Here is a 17039-nt window from a genome sequence, read left to right as displayed (position 1 = left end):
CTAGGACTCCCAGGGGTTGGAGATTGTTCTCATCAGGGGGTGTGGTTCTGCGGCTTGGCCTGGCCGTTGCCGCCGTGGCCGCCGCCGTTCAGCTGGGGCAGGATCTGGGCCATCAGCAGGGTGGACAGGGCGGAGGTGTCGCCGGAGGTGCCGGAGGTGCGGACGACGACGGGACGCGGGGCGCTCTCGGCGAGCCTGGCGCCCACGTCGAGCCGGCGGCGGGCCAGCTCGTACTGGAGCACGGCGCGGTTGTCGCGGTAGGAGTCGGCGAGCCTGCGCAGCCCCTTCGCCTCGTTCTCGGCGGAGGTGAGCTCGGCCCGGCCCCTCGCCTCGATCTCCCAGCGCACCCGCTGCGCCTCGGTCTCGTGCTCCTCCAGCATGCGGGCGACGTCCTTACGGGCGGTGTTGGCGGCGGCTCTCACCTCGACGATACGCGCGTCACGCGTCTTTTTGGAACGTTCGATCTCCATCAGCAGGGTGTCGATCCTGCGCTTGCGGGTGAGCTCCCACTCGCGCTCGAAGGCCGACAGCTCCTTGGCGACCTTCTCGCGGGTGGCCAGATGCTGCTGGTACTGGTCGGGCAGCTGCACGTCGGGGATGTTGGCGCCGGTGATGCGCACGCCGTACCGGCCGAGCTGGCGGGTGAGGAGCTCCTGCATGTCGCCGACGTCGGATCCGCGCAGGTCGTAGGCGCGCTCGGTGTTCACCAGGCGGCTGCGCTGGCGGATGGCGTCCTGTACGGCACTGCTGAGCACCAGGTCGAAGTTACCGGCGCCGATCGTACGGACGAAGGCCACCGGGTCGACGATGCGGAACTTCAGGAAGAACTCGATCGACTTGAGCGGGACGTTCTCCGCCGTCGGGCAGGCCACGATCGGCGCGGAGTAGGGGATCTCGGTGGAGGTGTCGACCACCGCGTCGACCCGGTCCCAGGGCAGCCACAGGTAGTGGCGTCCGGGGGGCAGCGTGCCGACGATGGCGCCCCACCGGCTGCGTACGCCCGTGGTGCCCTCCTCGATCTCGATGATCGCCCGGCGCCACAGCCACACCAGCGCCGCGACCAGGGAGAACACCCCTCCGACCGCGGCCAGGAAGGAGAGCGCCCCGCCGGCGAACACCGCCGTGCCCGCCAGGTAGAGGGCGAGGAGGAGCAGCGCCACCCAGGCGAAGCCTCGGCGGTCCTTGGGGATCACCACCGGGACCAGCTGGCCCGACTCGCCGCCGCGCAGCAGCTGGCGGATCTCCGACCAGGAGGCCAGGGATTCCTTGATCTTGGAGAACTCTCTGCCGCTCATCGGACCTCTTCCTGGACGATCTGGCCCGTGATGGGGACGACGGTGTCGGCGGGGGTGTTGAGCAGGGCGCTGATCTCCGCCCCGCGCTCCTCGACGCGGCCGCCGATCTCGCTCATCCGCGCCCTGATCGCGGCCATGTCCGCCGGGGAGAACAGCTGGGCCTCGGGGTTGCCGACCAGCTGCCTGGCGAGGGCGAGCAGGTCGATGTCGACGGCGTCGCCGACCTGGACCAGGCGGGGCAGGTGCGAGGCGACGGACTCCAGCTTGTCGAGCAGATCCTGCTGGAAGCGGTAGTCGAGGATCTCCGGCGCCTCGGCGGCGCTCAGCGAGCGGATGTCCAGCGCCTGGGCCTCCAGCAGTGCCGCGTTGGCCTTCGCGGTGGACTCCGCCTCCACAAGCCGCTGGCCGCCCTGGGCCTTGGCCTGGTGGGAGGCGCGCTCCAGCGCCGTGTCGATCCTGGCCTGGTGCCCGGCGATCTCGGCGTGGATGGCCGAAAGCTGCTCCTGCAGCCCGGCCAGCTCCTTGATCAGGTCGCCCTCGTTCTGTTCCTTGCGCAGCTGGAGCTCGTACTCGTAGGTGTACGCCTCCTTGGCGACCCTGATCATCTCGGGGGCGGCCAGGTCCATCCGGTACTCCTGGCTGGACGGCTCCGCGTGCGTGATGTTGACGTCGGTGAGCCGTACGGCGGGCAGGAACTGCTGGTTGAGGTTGTCCAGCATGCCCATGGTGCTCTCGCCGACCAGGTCGTAGATCTCCTCGGCGCGCTGGGCGTAGATCAGGGAGCGGGTGACCTCGCTGATGGCGTTCTGCAGCTTGGCCTGGAAGCCGCTCACCGAGCCGAGCACGAAGATGAACTCGGCCGGGTCCTCGATCCGGAACTGCAGGAACAGGTCGACGCTGGCCTTGACGCCCTGCTGGGTGGGGGCCTCGCGGATGGGGGCGTTGAAGGGGTACTCGCGGGTGGTGTTGACGATGTAGCTGACCCGCTTCCACGGGTTGAACAACGTCACCCGGCCCGGCTCGGCGATCTGCACGAGCTTGCCGAACTTCGTGATCAGGGCCTTGCAGCCCTCGGGCACCATGACCACGCTCCTGCGCCACCACAGGAACGCCGCGGCCAGCACGAGCACGGCCCAGTAGTGCGGGCCGAACAGCACCCGGGCGCCCTCGGGCAGCCCGGTGGCGACGAGCCCGACCAGGCCGAGCCCGGCCAGCACGACGAGCGGGACGGCCACCCTGGCGGTGGTGCCCTTGGGGATGACCACGGGGGAGATGACGTGGACCGGCTCGCCGCCGGGGCCGTTGCCGCCGAAGCTACGGTTGACGATCTCCCCGGCCTCGTTGAGCGGGGCGCTGCGGGCCTCGATCACCGTGCCCAGTGACGAGCCCTGGTCGCGGGCCGCCATGAAGTCGGAGGGGTTGAGCGCGAAGCCCTTGTCGGCGCCGGTGTTCCCGGTGCTCGCGGTGTTCACTTGGCCCACGAACTGCTCGGCCACCTGCCCGGCGTACTGCCCCACGGCCTGCCCGACCATCTGGCGCACGTCGCCGCCCTGCCCTATGGCCTGGGCTGCGGCCCTCGCGTACTGCGCGGCTTCTCTTGGCCGGGACATCACACCTCCGGGTCAGTGACACATCGGAAGCCCGATATATCACGCTTTGTGATCGTTGGCACGCGAGACAGTCAAGGGGATCCCGCTTGCGGATCACTTGCCACGCGGTTGAAGGCGGTCCGCCCGTACGCGGACCTGTGGGTTGACGGCGATCCGCCCATGGACGGACCCGTGTGGTCGACGGCGATCCGCCCATGGACGGACCTGTGTGGTTGACGGCGGTCCGCCCGTGGACGGACCTGTGAAGAAGGATTGTCGGTCACGCCGCCTACAGTGGGACAGGTGAGGCCGGTAACAGATTTGCAGCGCAGGGTGGCGCCCTTCGAGGTCGTCACCGACATGACCCCATCGGGCGACCAGCCCGCCGCGATCGCCGAGCTCGAACGGCGCGTCAAGGCAGGCGACAGGGACAACGTCCTGCTGGGCGCCACGGGCACGGGCAAGACCGCCACGGTCGCCTGGCTGATCGAGCGCCTCCAGCGGCCGACCCTGGTCATCCAGCCCAACAAGACGCTCGCCGCCCAGTTCGCCAACGAGCTGCGCGAGATGATGCCCAACAACGCCGTCGAATACTTCGTCTCCTACTACGACTACTACCAGCCCGAGGCGTACGTCCCGCAGAGTGACACCTACATCGAGAAGGACTCCTCGATCAACGAGGAGGTCGAGCGGCTGCGCCACTCGGCGACCAACTCGCTGCTGACCCGCCGCGACACGATCGTGGTGGCCTCCGTCTCGTGCATCTACGGCCTGGGCACCCCGCAGGAGTACGTCGACCGCATGGTCAGGCTCAAGGTCGGCCAGGAGATCGACCGCGACACCCTGCTGCGCCGCCTGGTCGACATGCAGTACGTCCGCAACGACATGGCCTTCACCCGGGGCACCTTCCGGGTGCGCGGCGACACCGTCGAGATCATCCCCAAGTACGAAGAGCTCGCGGTGCGGATCGAGATGTTCGGCGACGAGATCGAGAAGCTCGCGACCATGCACCCGCTCACCGGCGAGGTGATCACCGAGGACGAGGAGCTCTACATCTTCCCCGCCTCCCACTACGTCGCGGGCGCCGAGCGGATGGAGAGCGCCGTCCGGGGCATCGAGGCCGAGCTGGCCGAGACCCTGGAGACCATGGAGCGCCAGGGCAAGCTCCTTGAGGCCCAGCGGCTGCGCATGCGCACCACGTACGACCTGGAGATGATGCGCCAGATCGGCACCTGCTCCGGCATCGAGAACTACTCGCGGCACATGGACGGCCGCACCCCGGGCAGCGCGCCCAACACCCTGCTCGACTACTTCCCCGAGGACTTCATGCTGGTCCTGGACGAGTCCCACCAGACCGTCCCGCAGATCGGCGCGATGTACGAGGGAGACGCCTCCCGCAAGCGCACGCTCGTCGACCACGGCTTCCGGCTGCCGTCCGCGATGGACAACCGCCCGCTGAAGTGGGAGGAGTTCCTGGAGCGGATCGGCCAGACGGTCTACCTGTCGGCCACCCCCGGCACCTACGAGCTGGGCCGTTCCAAGGGAGACGTGGTCGAGCAGGTCATCCGCCCGACCGGCCTGATCGACCCCGAGGTGATCGTCAAGCCGACCAAGGCGCAGATCGACGACCTGGTCCACGAGATCCGCACGCGCACGGAGAAGGACGAGCGGGTCCTGGTCACCACGCTGACCAAGAAGATGTCCGAGGACCTCACCGACTACCTGCTGGAGCTCGGCATCCGGGTCCGCTACCTGCACAGCGAGGTCGACACCCTGCGCCGCATCGAGCTGCTGCGCGAGCTGCGGATGGGCGAGTTCGACGTGCTGGTCGGCATCAACCTGCTCCGCGAGGGCCTCGACCTGCCCGAGGTGTCGCTGGTGGCCATCCTCGACGCCGACAAGGAGGGCTTCCTGCGCTCGGAGACCTCCCTGATCCAGACCATCGGCCGCGCGGCTCGAAACGTCTCCGGCCAGGTGCACATGTACGCCGACCGGGTCACCCCCTCCATGGAGCGGGCGATCGACGAGACCAACCGCCGCCGGGCCAAGCAGATCGCCTACAACGAGGCGAACGGTGTCGACCCGCAGCCGCTCCGCAAGAAGATCGCCGACATCCTCGACTCGCTCAGCCGCGAGGACGCCGACACCGCCCAGTTCCTCGGCGGCAGCGGCCGCCAGCAGTCGCGCGGCAAGGCCCCCGTCCCCGGCTTCGCGATCAAGCAGGCGGGCCAGCACGCCAGGGCGATCGCCGGGGAGATGCCCAGGGCCCAGCTGGAGGCGCTGATGGAGTCGCTCACCGAGCAGATGCACCAGGCCGCCACCGACCTGCAGTTCGAGGTCGCCGCCCGGCTCCGCGACGAGATCAAGGAGCTCAAGCGAGAGGTACGCGACATGCGCGAGGCCGGGGTCTCCTGACCTCGCCTCCCCCCCCGGCCGCCCCGGCCGGCACGGTCGCCCGGCGCGACGGTGTGCCGGGTGCGGCCACCGGGAGGACGTCAGGAACCGATGAACTCACCGAGGTCGAGATCGATGTCGACCTCGAAGCCGACATCCGTCTTCAGCCGCCCCCGGTGGATGCCCGTCGGGACGTAGGCCTTGACGGCGGGCTCCAGCTCGAAGGTGTAGACGACGGGCCTGTCGTCCTCCTGCTCCAGAGGAAAATCAGCGGGAGTCGTCGGGGTGGGTGCGGTTGATCATCGTGCGGTTGTAAAGCTCGTCGATCTGGTCCAGGGGGTCGGGGGCGCGGCGGCGGGCCTCGATCTCCAGGTCGGTGCGGCCCTGGATCTCCTCGATGCTCCCGGCCGAGTGCGCCATCTGGTCGTTGCGCAGGTCGGCCCTGATCCTGGCGCAGGACGTGGTCAGCTTGGCGTGGTGCTCGCGCAGGCGGCCCAGCGCCGTGTGGTCGATGTAGGGCGAGACCCGGCGCTCCTGGGCGTAGTGGGCGAGCTGGGCGTCGAGCTGCTCGGCGTGCACCGAGATCTCCGCCACGAGGTGGGGCAGGTCGCCCAGGCCCCAGCCGTCGCGCAGCGCGTGGTCCACGGCCTGGCGGGTCAGGGAGACCTCGCGCCGCAGGTCGAGGCGCATTCGCTCTGTCTCCGCGGCGTCGCCGGTGCCCATCGCCGCCATGTGGGTCGCGACCCTGGTGGAGACGGCTTTGGCCTTCTTCGTGGCTTTCTTGCCGACCTTGACCAGAAGGTAGATCCCGACTCCTCCCAGGAGGAGGAAGAACAGCAGGATCACCAGCAGGACGATGAGGAAATCGCCGATCGGAGCCACCTCCCGACAGGGGCTGGACAGGGTGTTTCGAGCATAGCCCGCGCCGAGGTCCCGGCGCGGTCGTCGAACCTCGCGGAACCGGCCGGAGCGGGCGGGGGTGCCACCCGCCCGGCGAGGGGAGCGGCACCGGTTGTGGCGGACGCCACGGCACGGCCCGTGGCGTGGTCGTGCGGAGGCGGTCTCATCGCGGGCTCGGGGCGGACACTCGCCGCCGTCGCCGTATCCTGCGGGTCGCCCACCAGGCGAACAGCGCCAGCCCCGCCACCACCACGATGACCAGGACCGGCAGGAAGATCGCCACCAGGCTGATGCCCAGCGCCCCGGCGTCCTCGACCGTGCTGACCACGGGCGCTCCCACCCCGGCCGTGGTGGCGTTGACCACGGGCCTGGTGGTCGCCTTCACGGTGTGGACGGCGAGGGCGATCGCGATCCCCAGGACCCAGCTGAGCCAGGGGTTGTGGGTCATCCAGGTCGAGCCGTCCAGCCGGGCGGCGGCCTCGGTGGCGCTGAAGACCACGCCGCCGGAGGCCGGGCGGACGACGGTCTGGATCATGTCGTTGACGCTGTCGACCACCGGGACCTTGTCGAGCACGAACTCCGCCAGGAGCAGCACGCCGATGATCCCGAGCACCCAGCCGTTGGACAGCCAGGCGAACTCCTGCGGCAGCCGTACCTGATCGGTGAAGTTGGCGAGCAGGCCGACCACCAGCAGCGGGATGTAGGCGTTGAGCCCGGCCGCGGTGGAGAGTCCCAGGCCCGTCAGTGCCGCGAGCATCGCACCTCCGTAGTTTCTCTCTCCTCCTTCAACGGTTCCCGGCCGTCGAACGATCCCGATCCGTCCCCTCTCGCGGTATCACTCCGGTCTCGGTCTCGGAAAGATCCCTCGCCTCTCCGGAGCTCCCGGTCTCCGCGGTCTCCGGGTGGGGCGGCAGCCACCCCTGCCCCGCTACGTAGTGGCGCACCACCTTGGCGGGGATGCCCGCGATCACGCTGTGGTCGGGGAACTCCCCGCGTACCACCGCCCCGCCCGCCACCACGCACTGCCTGCCGATCCGGGTGCCCGGCAGGATGATCGCGCCGGTGCCCAGCCACGAGCCCGACCCGATGGACACCGGGTTGTTGCGCGGCCACTGGCGGCCGATCGGCGCCTCGGGGTCGTCGTAGACGTGGTTCTGGTCGGTGATGTAGACGTACGGGCCGGTGAAGACGTCGTCGCCGATGTCGATCGACTGGTGGCCCACGATGTGGCTGCCCCTGCCGATGGAGCAGCCCCCGCCGATCCGCACGATCGAGTCCGGGCCCAGGTCCACCCCGGGGCCCATGCCCGTGGAGATGGAGACCCGCTCGCCGATCAGGGTGTGGTCGCCGATCTCGATCCAGGCCTCGCCGAAGACGGCTCCGAGCGGGAACGACAGGCAGGTGCCCTCGCCGAGGCGACGGAAGCGGTATCCGGCGGGGCTGGCGGGGGTGACGGCGCCGGCCTCGCGGACCGCCTCCCAGAGCCGGTGGACGAGGCTGCCCAAGGCGCGCCGTACCACACCATGAAGTGACATAACGGATCAAATTACCGCTTGGTTGGGTTTGAGGAGAATGCGGGTGGGGGGTTGTTCGGGCACTTCGCCTGCGCCGTTTGTTATTCTGAGAGCCCGTGGACCTGTAGGCCATTCATCAGGGTGCGCCGACGATCTGTAACGACCACGGGAGCCTTCTTGCGCAGCGCCGCACACACCAAGCATCTGTTCGTCACCGGCGGCGTCGCCTCCAGTCTTGGGAAGGGACTGACGGCCTCCAGCCTCGGGCGCCTTCTCAAGCTGCGCGGCCTGCGGGTCACCATGCAGAAACTCGACCCCTACCTCAACGTCGACCCCGGCACGATGAACCCGTTCCAGCACGGTGAGGTGTTCGTCACCGACGACGGCGCCGAGACCGACCTCGACGTCGGCCACTACGAGCGGTTCCTCGACACCGAGCTGCACGGCTCGGCCAACGTGACCACCGGCCAGGTCTACTCCAATGTGATCGCCAAGGAGCGCCGCGGCGAATACCTCGGTGACACCGTGCAGGTCATCCCGCACATCACCAACGAGATCAAGGACCGCATCCGGTCGATGGCCGGTCCCGACGTGGACGTGGTCATCACCGAGGTCGGCGGCACCGTGGGCGACATCGAGTCGCTGCCCTTCCTGGAGGCCGTCCGCCAGGTCCGCCACGAGGTCGGCCGCGACAACGTGTTCTTCCTGCACGTCTCGCTGCTGCCGTACATCGGGCCGAGCGGCGAGCTGAAGACCAAGCCGACCCAGCACTCGGTCGCCGCGCTGCGCAGCATCGGCATCCAGCCCGACGCGATCGTGTGCCGCTCCGACCGGCCGATCACCAACTCGCTCAAGCGCAAGATCAGCCTGATGTGCGACGTGGACGAGGACGCGGTCGTCTCCGCGATCGACGCCGCCAGCATCTACGACATCCCCAAGGTCCTGCACTCCGAGGGCCTGGACGCCTACGTGGTGCGCCGCCTGGGCCTGCCCTTCAGGGACGTCGACTGGAAGGAGTGGGAGCAGCTCCTGCGCCGGGTGCACCGCCCGGCCAACGAGGTCACGATCGCGCTCGTCGGCAAGTACATCGACCTGCCCGACGCCTACCTGTCGGTCACCGAGGCGCTGCGCGCGGGCGGCTTCGCCAACGACGCCCGCGTCAACATCCGCTGGGTCAAGAGCGACGACTGCGAGACCCCCGAGGGCGCCGCCCGCGAGCTCGACGGCGTCGACGGGGTCCTGGTCCCCGGCGGCTTCGGCGTACGCGGCATCGAGGGCAAGGTCGGCGCGATCCGGCACGTCAGGGAGAACAAGATCCCGCTGCTCGGCATCTGCCTGGGCATGCAGTGCATGGTCATCGACGCCGCCCGCAACCTCGCGGACATCGAGGACGCGGGAAGCACCGAGTTCGACGCCGAGACCACCCACCCGGTCATCTCCACCATGGCCGACCAGGAGGACGTCGTCTCCGGCGAGCGCGACATGGGCGGCACCATGAGGCTGGGCCTCTACCCGGCCAGGCTCGGCGAGGGCACGCTCGCCCGCCAGCTGTACGGCATGGCGAAGGTGGACGAGCGCCACCGCCACCGCTACGAGGTCAACAACGCCTACCGCGAGCAGCTGGAGAAGGTCGGCATGGTCTTCTCCGGCCTCTCGCCCGACGGCCGCCTGGTGGAGTACGCCGAGCTGCCCGCCGACGTCCACCCCTTCTTCATCGGCACCCAGGCGCACCCCGAGTTCCGTTCCCGGCCGACCCGGGCGCACCCGCTGTTCAAGGGCCTGATCGGCGCCGCCCTGACGTACGCCGACATCCGCGGCACCGCCGCCAAGGCGGGGCGGGGAAAGTGAGCGGCTCGCGGGCGGACGCGGGGGAGGGCCGTGAAAACCACGACGTCGTGGACGTTCCGGAGGAGTGGAAGGTCGTCTCCTCCACCGAGCACTTCCGCGCCCGCGTCATCACCGGGGTCACCGACGCGGTCGTCATGCCGGACGCCGAGGTCGTCAACCGCGACTACGTGACCCATCCGGGCTCCGTGGCCGTCGTCGCCCTCGACGACAGGGGACGGGTCCTGCTGATCCGCCAGTACCGCCACCCGGTACGGCGGCTGCTGTGGGAGCTGCCCGCGGGACTGCGCGACGTCGAGGGCGAGCCCCTGCAGGCCGGGGCGGCCCGCGAGCTCGCCGAGGAGGCGGGCTACCGGGCGGGCACCTGGCACACCCTGGTCGACGCCTTCACCTCACCCGGGATGACCGACGAGCGCACCCGCGTCTTCCTCGCCAGGGACGTCAGTCTCATCCCCGAGGGGGAGCTGGACTTCGTCCACCGGCACGAGGAGGCCGACATGCCGGTGGTCTGGATTCCCCTGTCCGACGCGGTTCGGCGTGCCATGGCGGGAATGATCCACAATTCCCAAGCCGTGGCCGGTATTCTCGCCGCATACGCCGCTTCGGCGGACGGATTCGCCTCACTGCGGCCCGCCGACGCACCGGAGGCATGACAGGAGGACACCCTGAGCGAGACGGAGGCCGTCCTCACCAGCTACCTTGCCCACCTGGCCGTGGAGCGGGGCCTGGCCGCCAACACCCTGGCCTCCTACCGCCGTGACCTCCTCCGGTACGTGGAGCACCTCAAGCAGCGCGGCCGCGTCACCTTCGGCGAGGTCGCCGAGGGTGACGTCACCGCCTTCGTGGCGGCGCTCAGGGAGGGCGACGGGGGGCGCCAGGCCCTCGTCGCCGCCTCGGCGGCGCGGGCCGTCTCCGCGGTGCGCGGCCTGCACCGCTTCGCGCTGAGCCAGGGCGTCTGCCGCCACGACCCGGCCCACGAGGTGCGCCCGCCGCGCCAGCTCAAGCGGCTCCCCAGGGCGATCAGCGTCCGCGACGTGGAACGCCTGATCGCCGCCTCGGGACCCGACGGGGCCCCGCTCACGCTACGCAACCGGGCGCTGCTCGAACTGCTGTACGGCACCGGAGCGCGCATCTCCGAGGCCGTGGGGCTCGCCGTCGACGACGTCGACCTGGGGGCCGAGGCCCAGCGGGTGCGGCTGCGCGGCAAGGGCGGGCGCACCCGGACGGTGCCGCTGGGCGGTTTCGCGGGGGAGGCGCTGCGCGCCTACCTCACCCGCGCGCGCCCCCGCATCGTCTCGCACGGCCGGGGCACCTCGGGGCTCTTCCTCAACGCCAGGGGCGGGCGGCTCACCCGCCAGGGCGCCTGGGAGGTCCTCCAGGCCGCCGCCGAGCGCGGCGGGCTCGAAGGAGTGTCGCCACACATGTTGCGACATTCGTTCGCAACCCACCTCCTTGACGGCGGTGTGGACGTTAGGGTGGTTCAGGAACTACTCGGCCACGCCTCGGTGACCACTACCCAGGTGTACACACAGGTCACGGTCGACAAGCTCCGCGAGGTCTATGCCGCCGCGCATCCGCGCACGCGGGATTGACCTTGCTTATGTCCGGGCGTGCCGCCTTGCCGCATACGTGTTGACGCCATAGTGTCCGTCCGGACGGTCCGGTTAGAGGCCGTCAGGGAGGTTCGACTGGTGACTGTGACCACCGACGGTTCTATCCGGGGAACGACCCCGGCAAACCCCGAGAATCCCTGGGGCGACACCAAGACCGCCGGGACCCCTCGCAGCGGGGGAGTCCTCGGCCCGACCGGGCGTCCCCGGCCGGTCTTCCCCGACCCGCCCCCCCGTACGGTGCACGGGCCGGCGAGGGTCGTCGCCATGGTCAACCAGAAGGGTGGCGTCGGCAAGACGACGACCACCATCAACCTGGGCGCCGCGCTGGCGGAGGCCGGGCTCAAGGTGCTGCTGGTCGACTTCGACCCGCAGGGCGCCCTCTCGGTCGGCCTCGGGATCAACCCCCTCCAGCTCGACCTGACGGTCTACAACCTCCTCATGGAGCGGCAGATCACCGCCAGGGACGTGCTGCTGGAGACCGGCGTCGAGGGCATGGACCTGCTGCCCAGCAACATCGACCTGTCGGCCGCCGAGGTCCAGCTCGTCACGGAGGTCGCCCGCGAGCAGGTGCTCGGCCGGGTGATCAAACCCCTCCTGCCCGAGTACGACGTGTGCCTGATCGACTGCCAGCCCTCCCTGGGACTGCTCACGATCAACGCGCTGGCCTGCGCGCACGGCGTCATGGTGCCGCTGGAGTGCGAGTTCTTCGCGCTGCGCGGCGTCGCGCTGCTCATGGACACCATCATCAAGGTCCAGGAGCGGATCAACGACGAGCTCGTCATCGAGGGCCTGCTCGCCACCATGTACGACGCGCGCACCCTGCACGGCCGCGAGGTGCTGGCGCGGGTCGTCGAGGCGTTCGACGAGAAGGTCTACCACACGGTGATCAACCGGACGGTCCGCTTCCCCGACGCCACCGTGGCCGGTGAGCCCATCACCAGCTTCGACTCGTCGTCGCTCGGCGCCAGCGCGTACCGCGAGCTCGCCAGGGAAGTCCTGGCCAGGTGGGCCGCGCTGGAGCGGTGATCCCGCCCCCGGGTGCGGGACAATGGCGGGATGACCGAGCAGCCGAAGACCGACGATGACACCTTCAAGGTGCATCTGGAGGTCTTCGAGGGTCCCTTCGACCTCCTGCTCGGTCTGATCTCCAAGCACAAGCTGGACATCACCGAGGTCTCGCTCAGCCAGGTGACCGACGAGTTCATCTCCTACATCCGGGCCAGGGGCCCGGAGTGGGACCTGGACCAGACGAGCCACTTCCTGCTCGTCGCGGCGACCCTGCTCGATCTCAAGGCCGCCAGGCTGCTGCCCTCGGGCGAGGTCGACGACGAGGAGGACCTGGCCCTCCTGGAGGCCCGTGACCTGCTGTTCGCCCGTCTCCTGCAGTACCGGGCCTACAAGGAGGTCGTCAAGGTCTTCTCCGGCCGGATGGCCGAGGAGGCGCTGCGCTTCCCCCGTACGGTGCCGATGGAGGCCGAGTTCGCGAGCCTGCTGCCCGCGCTGATCCTCGGCATCGGCCCCGACCGCCTCGCGGAGATCGCCCGCAGGGCCTTCGCCCCCAAGACGCCCCCGTCGGTCTCGACGGCCCACATCTACCAACCGCTCGCCAATGTCCGCGAGCAGGCGGTTATCCTTGTCGAGCGGCTGCGGCGGATGCGCCGGGCGACCTTCCGGGCCCTCACCTCCGACTGCGCCGGCACTTTCGAGGTCGTGGCGCGTTTCCTGGCCGTCCTGGAGCTCTACCGGGAGGCGGCCGTGTCCTTCGAGCAGGTGGAGCCTCTCGGAGAGCTGCACGTGACCTGGACCGGCAGCGACGACGGCGACGTCGCCGTGGCCGACGACTACGACGAGACCCCGGACAGCCCGAGGAGAGAGCCCGCCGATGACTGACCTGGCCGACCTGGCCGACCTGGCACCCGAGCCCGGCCCGTACGCCGAGCCGGACTCACGTACCGGGTCCGGTTCGCGTGCCGAGCCGGACCTTGAGCTGAGTGCAGAGCCGGACCTGCGCGCCGGGCTGGAGGCCATCCTGCTGGTGGTCGACGAGCCCGTCGCCGAGATGACGCTCGCGCAGGTTCTGGAACGGCCCGTCCAGGAGGTCGGGCGGGCGATTCGTGAGCTCTCAGCGGAATACACCGCCGCCGGACGGGGTTTCGACCTGAGAGAGGTCGCGGGCGGCTGGCGGTTCTACACGCGGGCCGAGTGCGCGCCACTCGTGGAGCGGTTCGTCCGCGACGGCCAGCAGACGCGGCTCACCCAGGCCGCGCTGGAGACCCTGGCCGTGGTCGCCTACCGGCAGCCGGTGAGCCGGGCCCGGGTGGCGGCCATCCGAGGCGTCAACAGTGACGGCGTCATGCGCACGCTGATGACGCGGGGGCTGGTCGAAGAGGCCGGCACCGAACCGGAGAGCCAAGCCGTGCTCTACCGGACGAGTTCGTATTTTCTCGAGCGGATGGGCCTGCGGGAGCTCGGCGAGCTTCCCGAGCTGGCGCCTTTCCTGCCCGACGACATGGAATCCCTAGAGGAGCAGAAGTAGTGAACAACAGGCGCAGTACCCCGTCCGGTGATGGACGCGGTCAAGGCCGTGGCGGAGCCCCGCGCGGCGGCAATTCCCGTGGGGGCTCGCAGTCCGGTGGATTCCGGGGCGGCTCCTCCCGAGGCGGGTCCTCCTCCTCCCGAGGCGGGTCCTTCTCCGGAGGGTCCCGCGGTGGCTCCCAGGGCGGCGGTTACCGCTCCGACGGCCCGCGCCGCGACGATCGCGGTGGCTCGTCCTCCGGTGGTTACCGCTCCGACGGTCCGCGTCGTGATGATCGTGGTGGTTCGTCGTCCGGTGGTTTCCGGGCGGAGCGGGATGGTTCGCGGAGTTCGTACGGTGGTGGCAGGCCCTCGGGCGGTTCCCAGGGCGGTTACCGCTTCGACGGCCCGCGTCGTGATGACCGTGATGGCTTCCGTTCCGACGGCCCGCGCCGTGATGACCGCGGTGGTTCGTCCTTCGGCGGTTCGCGGAGTCAGTACGGCGCCGGCAGGCCCTCGGGCGGTTCCCAGGGCGGTTCCCAGGGCGGTTACCGTTCCGACGGCCCGCGTCGTGATGACCGTGATGGCTTCCGTTCCGACGGGCCGCGTCGTGATGACCGGGACGGTTTCCGTTCCGACGGGCCGCGTCGCGACGATCGCGGCGGCTTCCGTGCCGACCGTGACGGCTCGCGCGGCAGGCCCGGCTCCGACCGTGGCAGGCCGGGCTCCGACCGTGGTCGCGGCGACGCGCCCGCCGGTGGCTCCCGTGGCCGCTTCGGCAGGACCGGGCGCCGGGACGACGTCCAGACCATCGGCGGCGGCAGCGCCGGGGCGTACGGCGAGCGCCGGACCCCCTCGGACCGGTCCGGTGACCGGTCCGGCAACCGGGCTCCCTCGGCGAAGGCGCCGCTCAGGCCGGGCACGATCGCGAACGACCGGTTCAAGACCGCTCGCCAGCCCAGGCGTGACTCCGACTTCTACGACCGCGACTACGTCGACGAGCGCGACACCACCGAGGTTCCCGACGGTGTCCGGCTGCAGAAGGTCCTCGCCCAGGCGGGCGTCGCCAGCCGCCGGGCCTGCGAGGACATGATCGGCGAGGGCCGGGTGACGGTCGACGGGCAGGTGGTCCGCCGCTTCGGCGCCCGGGTCGACCCCGCCAAGCAGGTCATCCACGTCGACGGCAAGCGACTGCCGACCATGCCCGACCTGGTCTACCTCGCGATCAACAAGCCGATCGGCGTCGTCAGCACCATGTCCGACCCGGACGGCCGCCCCTCGCTGGCCGACTTCGTGGCCGACCGCACCGAGCGGCTGTTCCACGTGGGACGCCTCGACACCGAGACCGAGGGCCTGATCCTGCTCACCAACGACGGCGAGCTGGCCAACAGGCTCACCCACCCGAGCTACGGCGTCCAGAAGAAGTACTGGGCGAAGGTCCCCGGCCGGATCGAGCGCGACCTCGGCCGCCGCCTGAAGAAGGGCGTCGAGCTGGAGGACGGCCTCGCCAAGGCCGACTCCTTCGCCCTGGTCCAGGAGCACGGCCAGCAGGCCCTGATCGAGATCGTGCTGCACGAGGGCCGCAAGCACATCGTCCGCCGGATGCTGGAGGAGGTCGGGCACCCGGTCATCGACCTGGCCCGCATCGAGTTCGGCCCGGTCAAGCTCGGCCGCCTCAAGCCGGGCACCGTTCGCGCGCTGACCCTCACTGAAGTCGGGGAGCTCTACGCCGCCGTCGGGTTGTAGCCTTCCCTGAACGCGTGTTAGGACGCGCCGGATCACCCTCGGGGGTGGTCCGGCGCGGAGGGACTGGAGGAACGACGATGGTGCGGGCGATCCGCGGTGCGATCCAGGTCGAGTCCAACGACCGGGACGCCATCCTGTCCGGGGTCACCGAGCTGGTCACGGAGGTGATGGGGCGCAACAGGCTCACCACCGACGACGTGATCAGTGTGATCTTCACGGCCACGCCCGATCTCACCGCCGAGTTTCCCGCCCTGGCCGCTCGCAAGCTCGGCTTCCACGACGTCCCGCTGATCTGCGCCTCCGAGATCGACGTCCCCGGCGCGCTGCCCCGCGTGGTGCGGCTGATGGCCCACGTCGAGGTCGACCGGCCCCGCCAGGACATCCAGCACGTCTACCTGCGTGGCGCGATCGCCCTTCGCGTGGACATCGCCCAGTGAGCCCGTTATGCGTGAGCCCGTTATCCGGCGTCATCTCGGGGGAGCGCGCGTGAGCGGCCTCGAAAGCGTCCTGGTCGTCGGCACGGGACTGATCGGCACCTCGATCGCGCTGGCCCTGCGCGAGCAGGGCGTGGCCGTCCACCTGGCCGACCGCGACGCGGGATCCCTGCGGCTGGCGCGGGAGCTGGGCGCCGGGGTCGAGTGGGCCGAGGGCGTGACCGTGGACGTCGCGATCATCGCGGTCCCGCCGCAGGCGGTCGCCGGGCGGCTCGCCGCCCTCCAGGAGGCCGGCGCGGCCCGTTTCTACACCGACGTGGCCAGCGTCAAGGCGTTCCCGCTCAGGGAGGCCGCGAGCCTCGGCTGCGACCTGACGACCTACGTCGCCGGGCATCCGCTCGCCGGGCGCGAGCGCTCCGGGCCCGCCGCGGCGCGGGCCGACCTGTTCCTCGGGCGCCCGTGGGCGCTGTGCCCGACCGAGAAGACCTCACCCGACGCCCTGGAGGCCCTGTACGGGCTCGTCAAGCTCTGCGGCGGCGAGGCGGTCAGGATCGGTGCAGAGGAGCACGACAGGGCCGTGGCGGTCGTCTCACACGCTCCCCACGTGGCCGCCGCCTCGGTGGCCGCCCGCCTCGCGGAGGCGCCCGCCACCGCGCTCGGCCTGGCCGGGCCGGGGGTGCGCGACGTCACCCGCATCGCGGCGAGCGATCCGAGGCTCTGGACCGGGATCCTGTCGGGCAACGCGCTGCCGGTGGCCGAGGTGCTGGAGGCGGTGGCGGCCGACCTGGCCGCCGCGGCGGCCTCGCTCCGTACCTCGGCGGCCTCCGCCGACGCCGATCCCGCCGGCTCCGACGCCATGGCCCGCGTCACCGAGCTGCTGTACCGGGGCGTCGCGGGCACGGGCCGGATCCCCGGCAAGCACGGTGGTCCCGCGCGCGCCTACACGGCCGTCCAGGTCATCGTCGGCGACCGGCCCGGCGAGCTGGCCCGGCTGTTCCAGGCGGCGAAGGAGGCGGGCGTCAACATCGAGGACGTCCGGCTGGAGCACGCCCCCGGCCTGCCGCTGGGCGCCGCCGAGCTCTGGGTGCGGCCGGAGGCGGTGACGGCGCTGGCCGAGGCCCTGCGGGAGAACGGCTGGCACCTGCCGTGATCCCTCCCGCCTTCTCGCTCGATGCGTGGTTCCTCCCCGGGTCCC

Annotated in this window: 15 protein-coding genes; 10 read left to right on the top strand and 5 right to left on the bottom strand. The window is 70.5% G+C overall.

The window, feature by feature from the left end:
- Nucleotides 1-32 precede the first annotated feature (32 nt).
- Together ACSC1Q_RS01440 and ACSC1Q_RS01435 are read right to left on the bottom strand one after the other, a co-directional pair.
- Nucleotides 33-1295 (bottom strand): SPFH domain-containing protein, encoded by a 1263-nt coding sequence (locus ACSC1Q_RS01440; RefSeq protein WP_436756799.1) that lies wholly within the window; start codon nucleotides 1293-1295, stop codon nucleotides 33-35.
- Nucleotides 1292-2905 carry an SPFH domain-containing protein gene (locus ACSC1Q_RS01435; protein WP_436756798.1) on the bottom strand — a complete coding sequence of 538 codons (1614 nt, stop codon included), beginning with the start codon at nucleotides 2903-2905 and terminating at the stop codon, nucleotides 1292-1294. The genes ACSC1Q_RS01440 and ACSC1Q_RS01435 overlap by 4 nt, the downstream gene beginning before the upstream one ends.
- Before the next feature lie 282 nt (nucleotides 2906-3187).
- On the opposite strand from ACSC1Q_RS01435, the gene uvrB reads away from it, so the two are divergent.
- A complete protein-coding gene (gene uvrB / locus ACSC1Q_RS01430) occupies nucleotides 3188-5299 on the top strand; it encodes an excinuclease ABC subunit UvrB (RefSeq protein WP_436756797.1) in 2112 nt (703 codons plus the stop codon).
- A 246-nt stretch (nucleotides 5300-5545) separates the two neighbouring features.
- Here uvrB and ACSC1Q_RS01425 read toward each other — a convergent pair whose 3' ends face one another.
- The 3 genes from ACSC1Q_RS01425 to ACSC1Q_RS01415 form a co-directional block, all read right to left on the bottom strand.
- On the bottom strand, nucleotides 5546-6160 hold the full coding sequence (locus ACSC1Q_RS01425) for a hypothetical protein (RefSeq protein ID WP_436756796.1): 615 nt from the start codon (nucleotides 6158-6160) through the stop codon (nucleotides 5546-5548).
- Between the two features lie 181 nt (nucleotides 6161-6341).
- A complete protein-coding gene (locus ACSC1Q_RS01420; protein ID WP_436756795.1) occupies nucleotides 6342-6935 on the bottom strand; it encodes a DUF4126 domain-containing protein in 594 nt (197 codons plus the stop codon).
- Nucleotides 6936-6963: 28 nt separating this feature from the next.
- Entirely contained in the window at nucleotides 6964-7713 is a 750-nt protein-coding gene (locus tag ACSC1Q_RS01415; RefSeq protein ID WP_436756794.1) for an acyltransferase, read from the bottom strand.
- Between the two features lie 156 nt (nucleotides 7714-7869).
- Here ACSC1Q_RS01415 and pyrG point away from each other — a divergent pair, with 156 nt between their 5' ends.
- The 9 genes from pyrG to ACSC1Q_RS01370 all read left to right on the top strand — a co-directional run bounded on the left by pyrG (nucleotide 7870) and on the right by ACSC1Q_RS01370 (nucleotide 16994).
- Nucleotides 7870-9540 carry a CTP synthase gene (pyrG, locus tag ACSC1Q_RS01410; protein ID WP_350967271.1) on the top strand — a complete coding sequence of 557 codons (1671 nt, stop codon included), beginning with the start codon at nucleotides 7870-7872 and terminating at the stop codon, nucleotides 9538-9540.
- A gap of 47 nt (nucleotides 9541-9587) precedes the next feature.
- Nucleotides 9588-10190: an NUDIX domain-containing protein gene (locus tag ACSC1Q_RS01405; RefSeq protein ID WP_436756793.1), complete on the top strand. Its 603-nt coding sequence runs from the start codon at nucleotides 9588-9590 to the stop codon at nucleotides 10188-10190.
- Between the two features lie 12 nt (nucleotides 10191-10202).
- A complete protein-coding gene (locus tag ACSC1Q_RS01400) occupies nucleotides 10203-11129 on the top strand; it encodes a tyrosine recombinase (protein WP_436757225.1) in 927 nt (308 codons plus the stop codon).
- Between the two features lie 99 nt (nucleotides 11130-11228).
- Entirely contained in the window at nucleotides 11229-12176 is a 948-nt protein-coding gene (locus ACSC1Q_RS01395) for a ParA family protein (RefSeq protein ID WP_329093373.1), read from the top strand.
- A gap of 30 nt (nucleotides 12177-12206) precedes the next feature.
- Nucleotides 12207-13040 (top strand): segregation and condensation protein A, encoded by an 834-nt coding sequence (locus ACSC1Q_RS01390; protein WP_436756792.1) that lies wholly within the window; start codon nucleotides 12207-12209, stop codon nucleotides 13038-13040.
- Nucleotides 13033-13686: an SMC-Scp complex subunit ScpB gene (gene scpB, locus ACSC1Q_RS01385; protein ID WP_436756791.1), complete on the top strand. Its 654-nt coding sequence runs from the start codon at nucleotides 13033-13035 to the stop codon at nucleotides 13684-13686. The genes ACSC1Q_RS01390 and scpB overlap by 8 nt, the downstream gene beginning before the upstream one ends.
- On the top strand, nucleotides 13686-15410 hold the full coding sequence (locus ACSC1Q_RS01380) for a pseudouridine synthase (RefSeq protein ID WP_436756790.1): 1725 nt from the start codon (nucleotides 13686-13688) through the stop codon (nucleotides 15408-15410). Before scpB ends, ACSC1Q_RS01380 begins: the two co-directional genes overlap by 1 nt.
- Before the next feature lie 77 nt (nucleotides 15411-15487).
- On the top strand, nucleotides 15488-15847 hold the full coding sequence (aroH, locus tag ACSC1Q_RS01375; protein ID WP_436756789.1) for a chorismate mutase: 360 nt from the start codon (nucleotides 15488-15490) through the stop codon (nucleotides 15845-15847).
- Between the two features lie 7 nt (nucleotides 15848-15854).
- On the top strand, nucleotides 15855-16994 hold the full coding sequence (locus ACSC1Q_RS01370) for a prephenate dehydrogenase (protein WP_436756788.1): 1140 nt from the start codon (nucleotides 15855-15857) through the stop codon (nucleotides 16992-16994).
- Nucleotides 16995-17039 lie beyond the last annotated feature (45 nt).

It is taken from the genome of Streptosporangium heterodermiicola, assembly GCF_051390675.1.
Classification (GTDB): Bacteria; Actinomycetota; Actinomycetes; order Streptosporangiales; family Streptosporangiaceae; genus Streptosporangium.
The sequence above is the reverse complement of the archived record's forward strand: the minus strand, read 5'-3'. Positions and strand labels throughout refer to the sequence as shown.

What these genes read in the sequence shown, in the direction of transcription:
- aroH (WP_436756789.1), top strand. Translation starts at nt 15,488, where the DNA reads ATGGTGCGGGCGATCCGCGGTGCGATCCAGGTCGAGTCCAACGACCGG.
- scpB (WP_436756791.1), top strand. Translation starts at nt 13,033, where the DNA reads ATGACTGACCTGGCCGACCTGGCCGACCTGGCACCCGAGCCCGGCCCG.
- ACSC1Q_RS01390 (WP_436756792.1), top strand. Translation starts at nt 12,207, where the DNA reads ATGACCGAGCAGCCGAAGACCGACGATGACACCTTCAAGGTGCATCTG.
- ACSC1Q_RS01435 (WP_436756798.1), bottom strand. Translation starts at nt 2,905, where the DNA reads ATGTCCCGGCCAAGAGAAGCCGCGCAGTACGCGAGGGCCGCAGCCCAG.
- ACSC1Q_RS01370 (WP_436756788.1), top strand. Translation starts at nt 15,855, where the DNA reads ATGCGTGAGCCCGTTATCCGGCGTCATCTCGGGGGAGCGCGCGTGAGC.
- ACSC1Q_RS01415 (WP_436756794.1), bottom strand. Translation starts at nt 7,713, where the DNA reads ATGTCACTTCATGGTGTGGTACGGCGCGCCTTGGGCAGCCTCGTCCAC.
- ACSC1Q_RS01420 (WP_436756795.1), bottom strand. Translation starts at nt 6,935, where the DNA reads ATGCTCGCGGCACTGACGGGCCTGGGACTCTCCACCGCGGCCGGGCTC.
- ACSC1Q_RS01440 (WP_436756799.1), bottom strand. Translation starts at nt 1,295, where the DNA reads ATGAGCGGCAGAGAGTTCTCCAAGATCAAGGAATCCCTGGCCTCCTGG.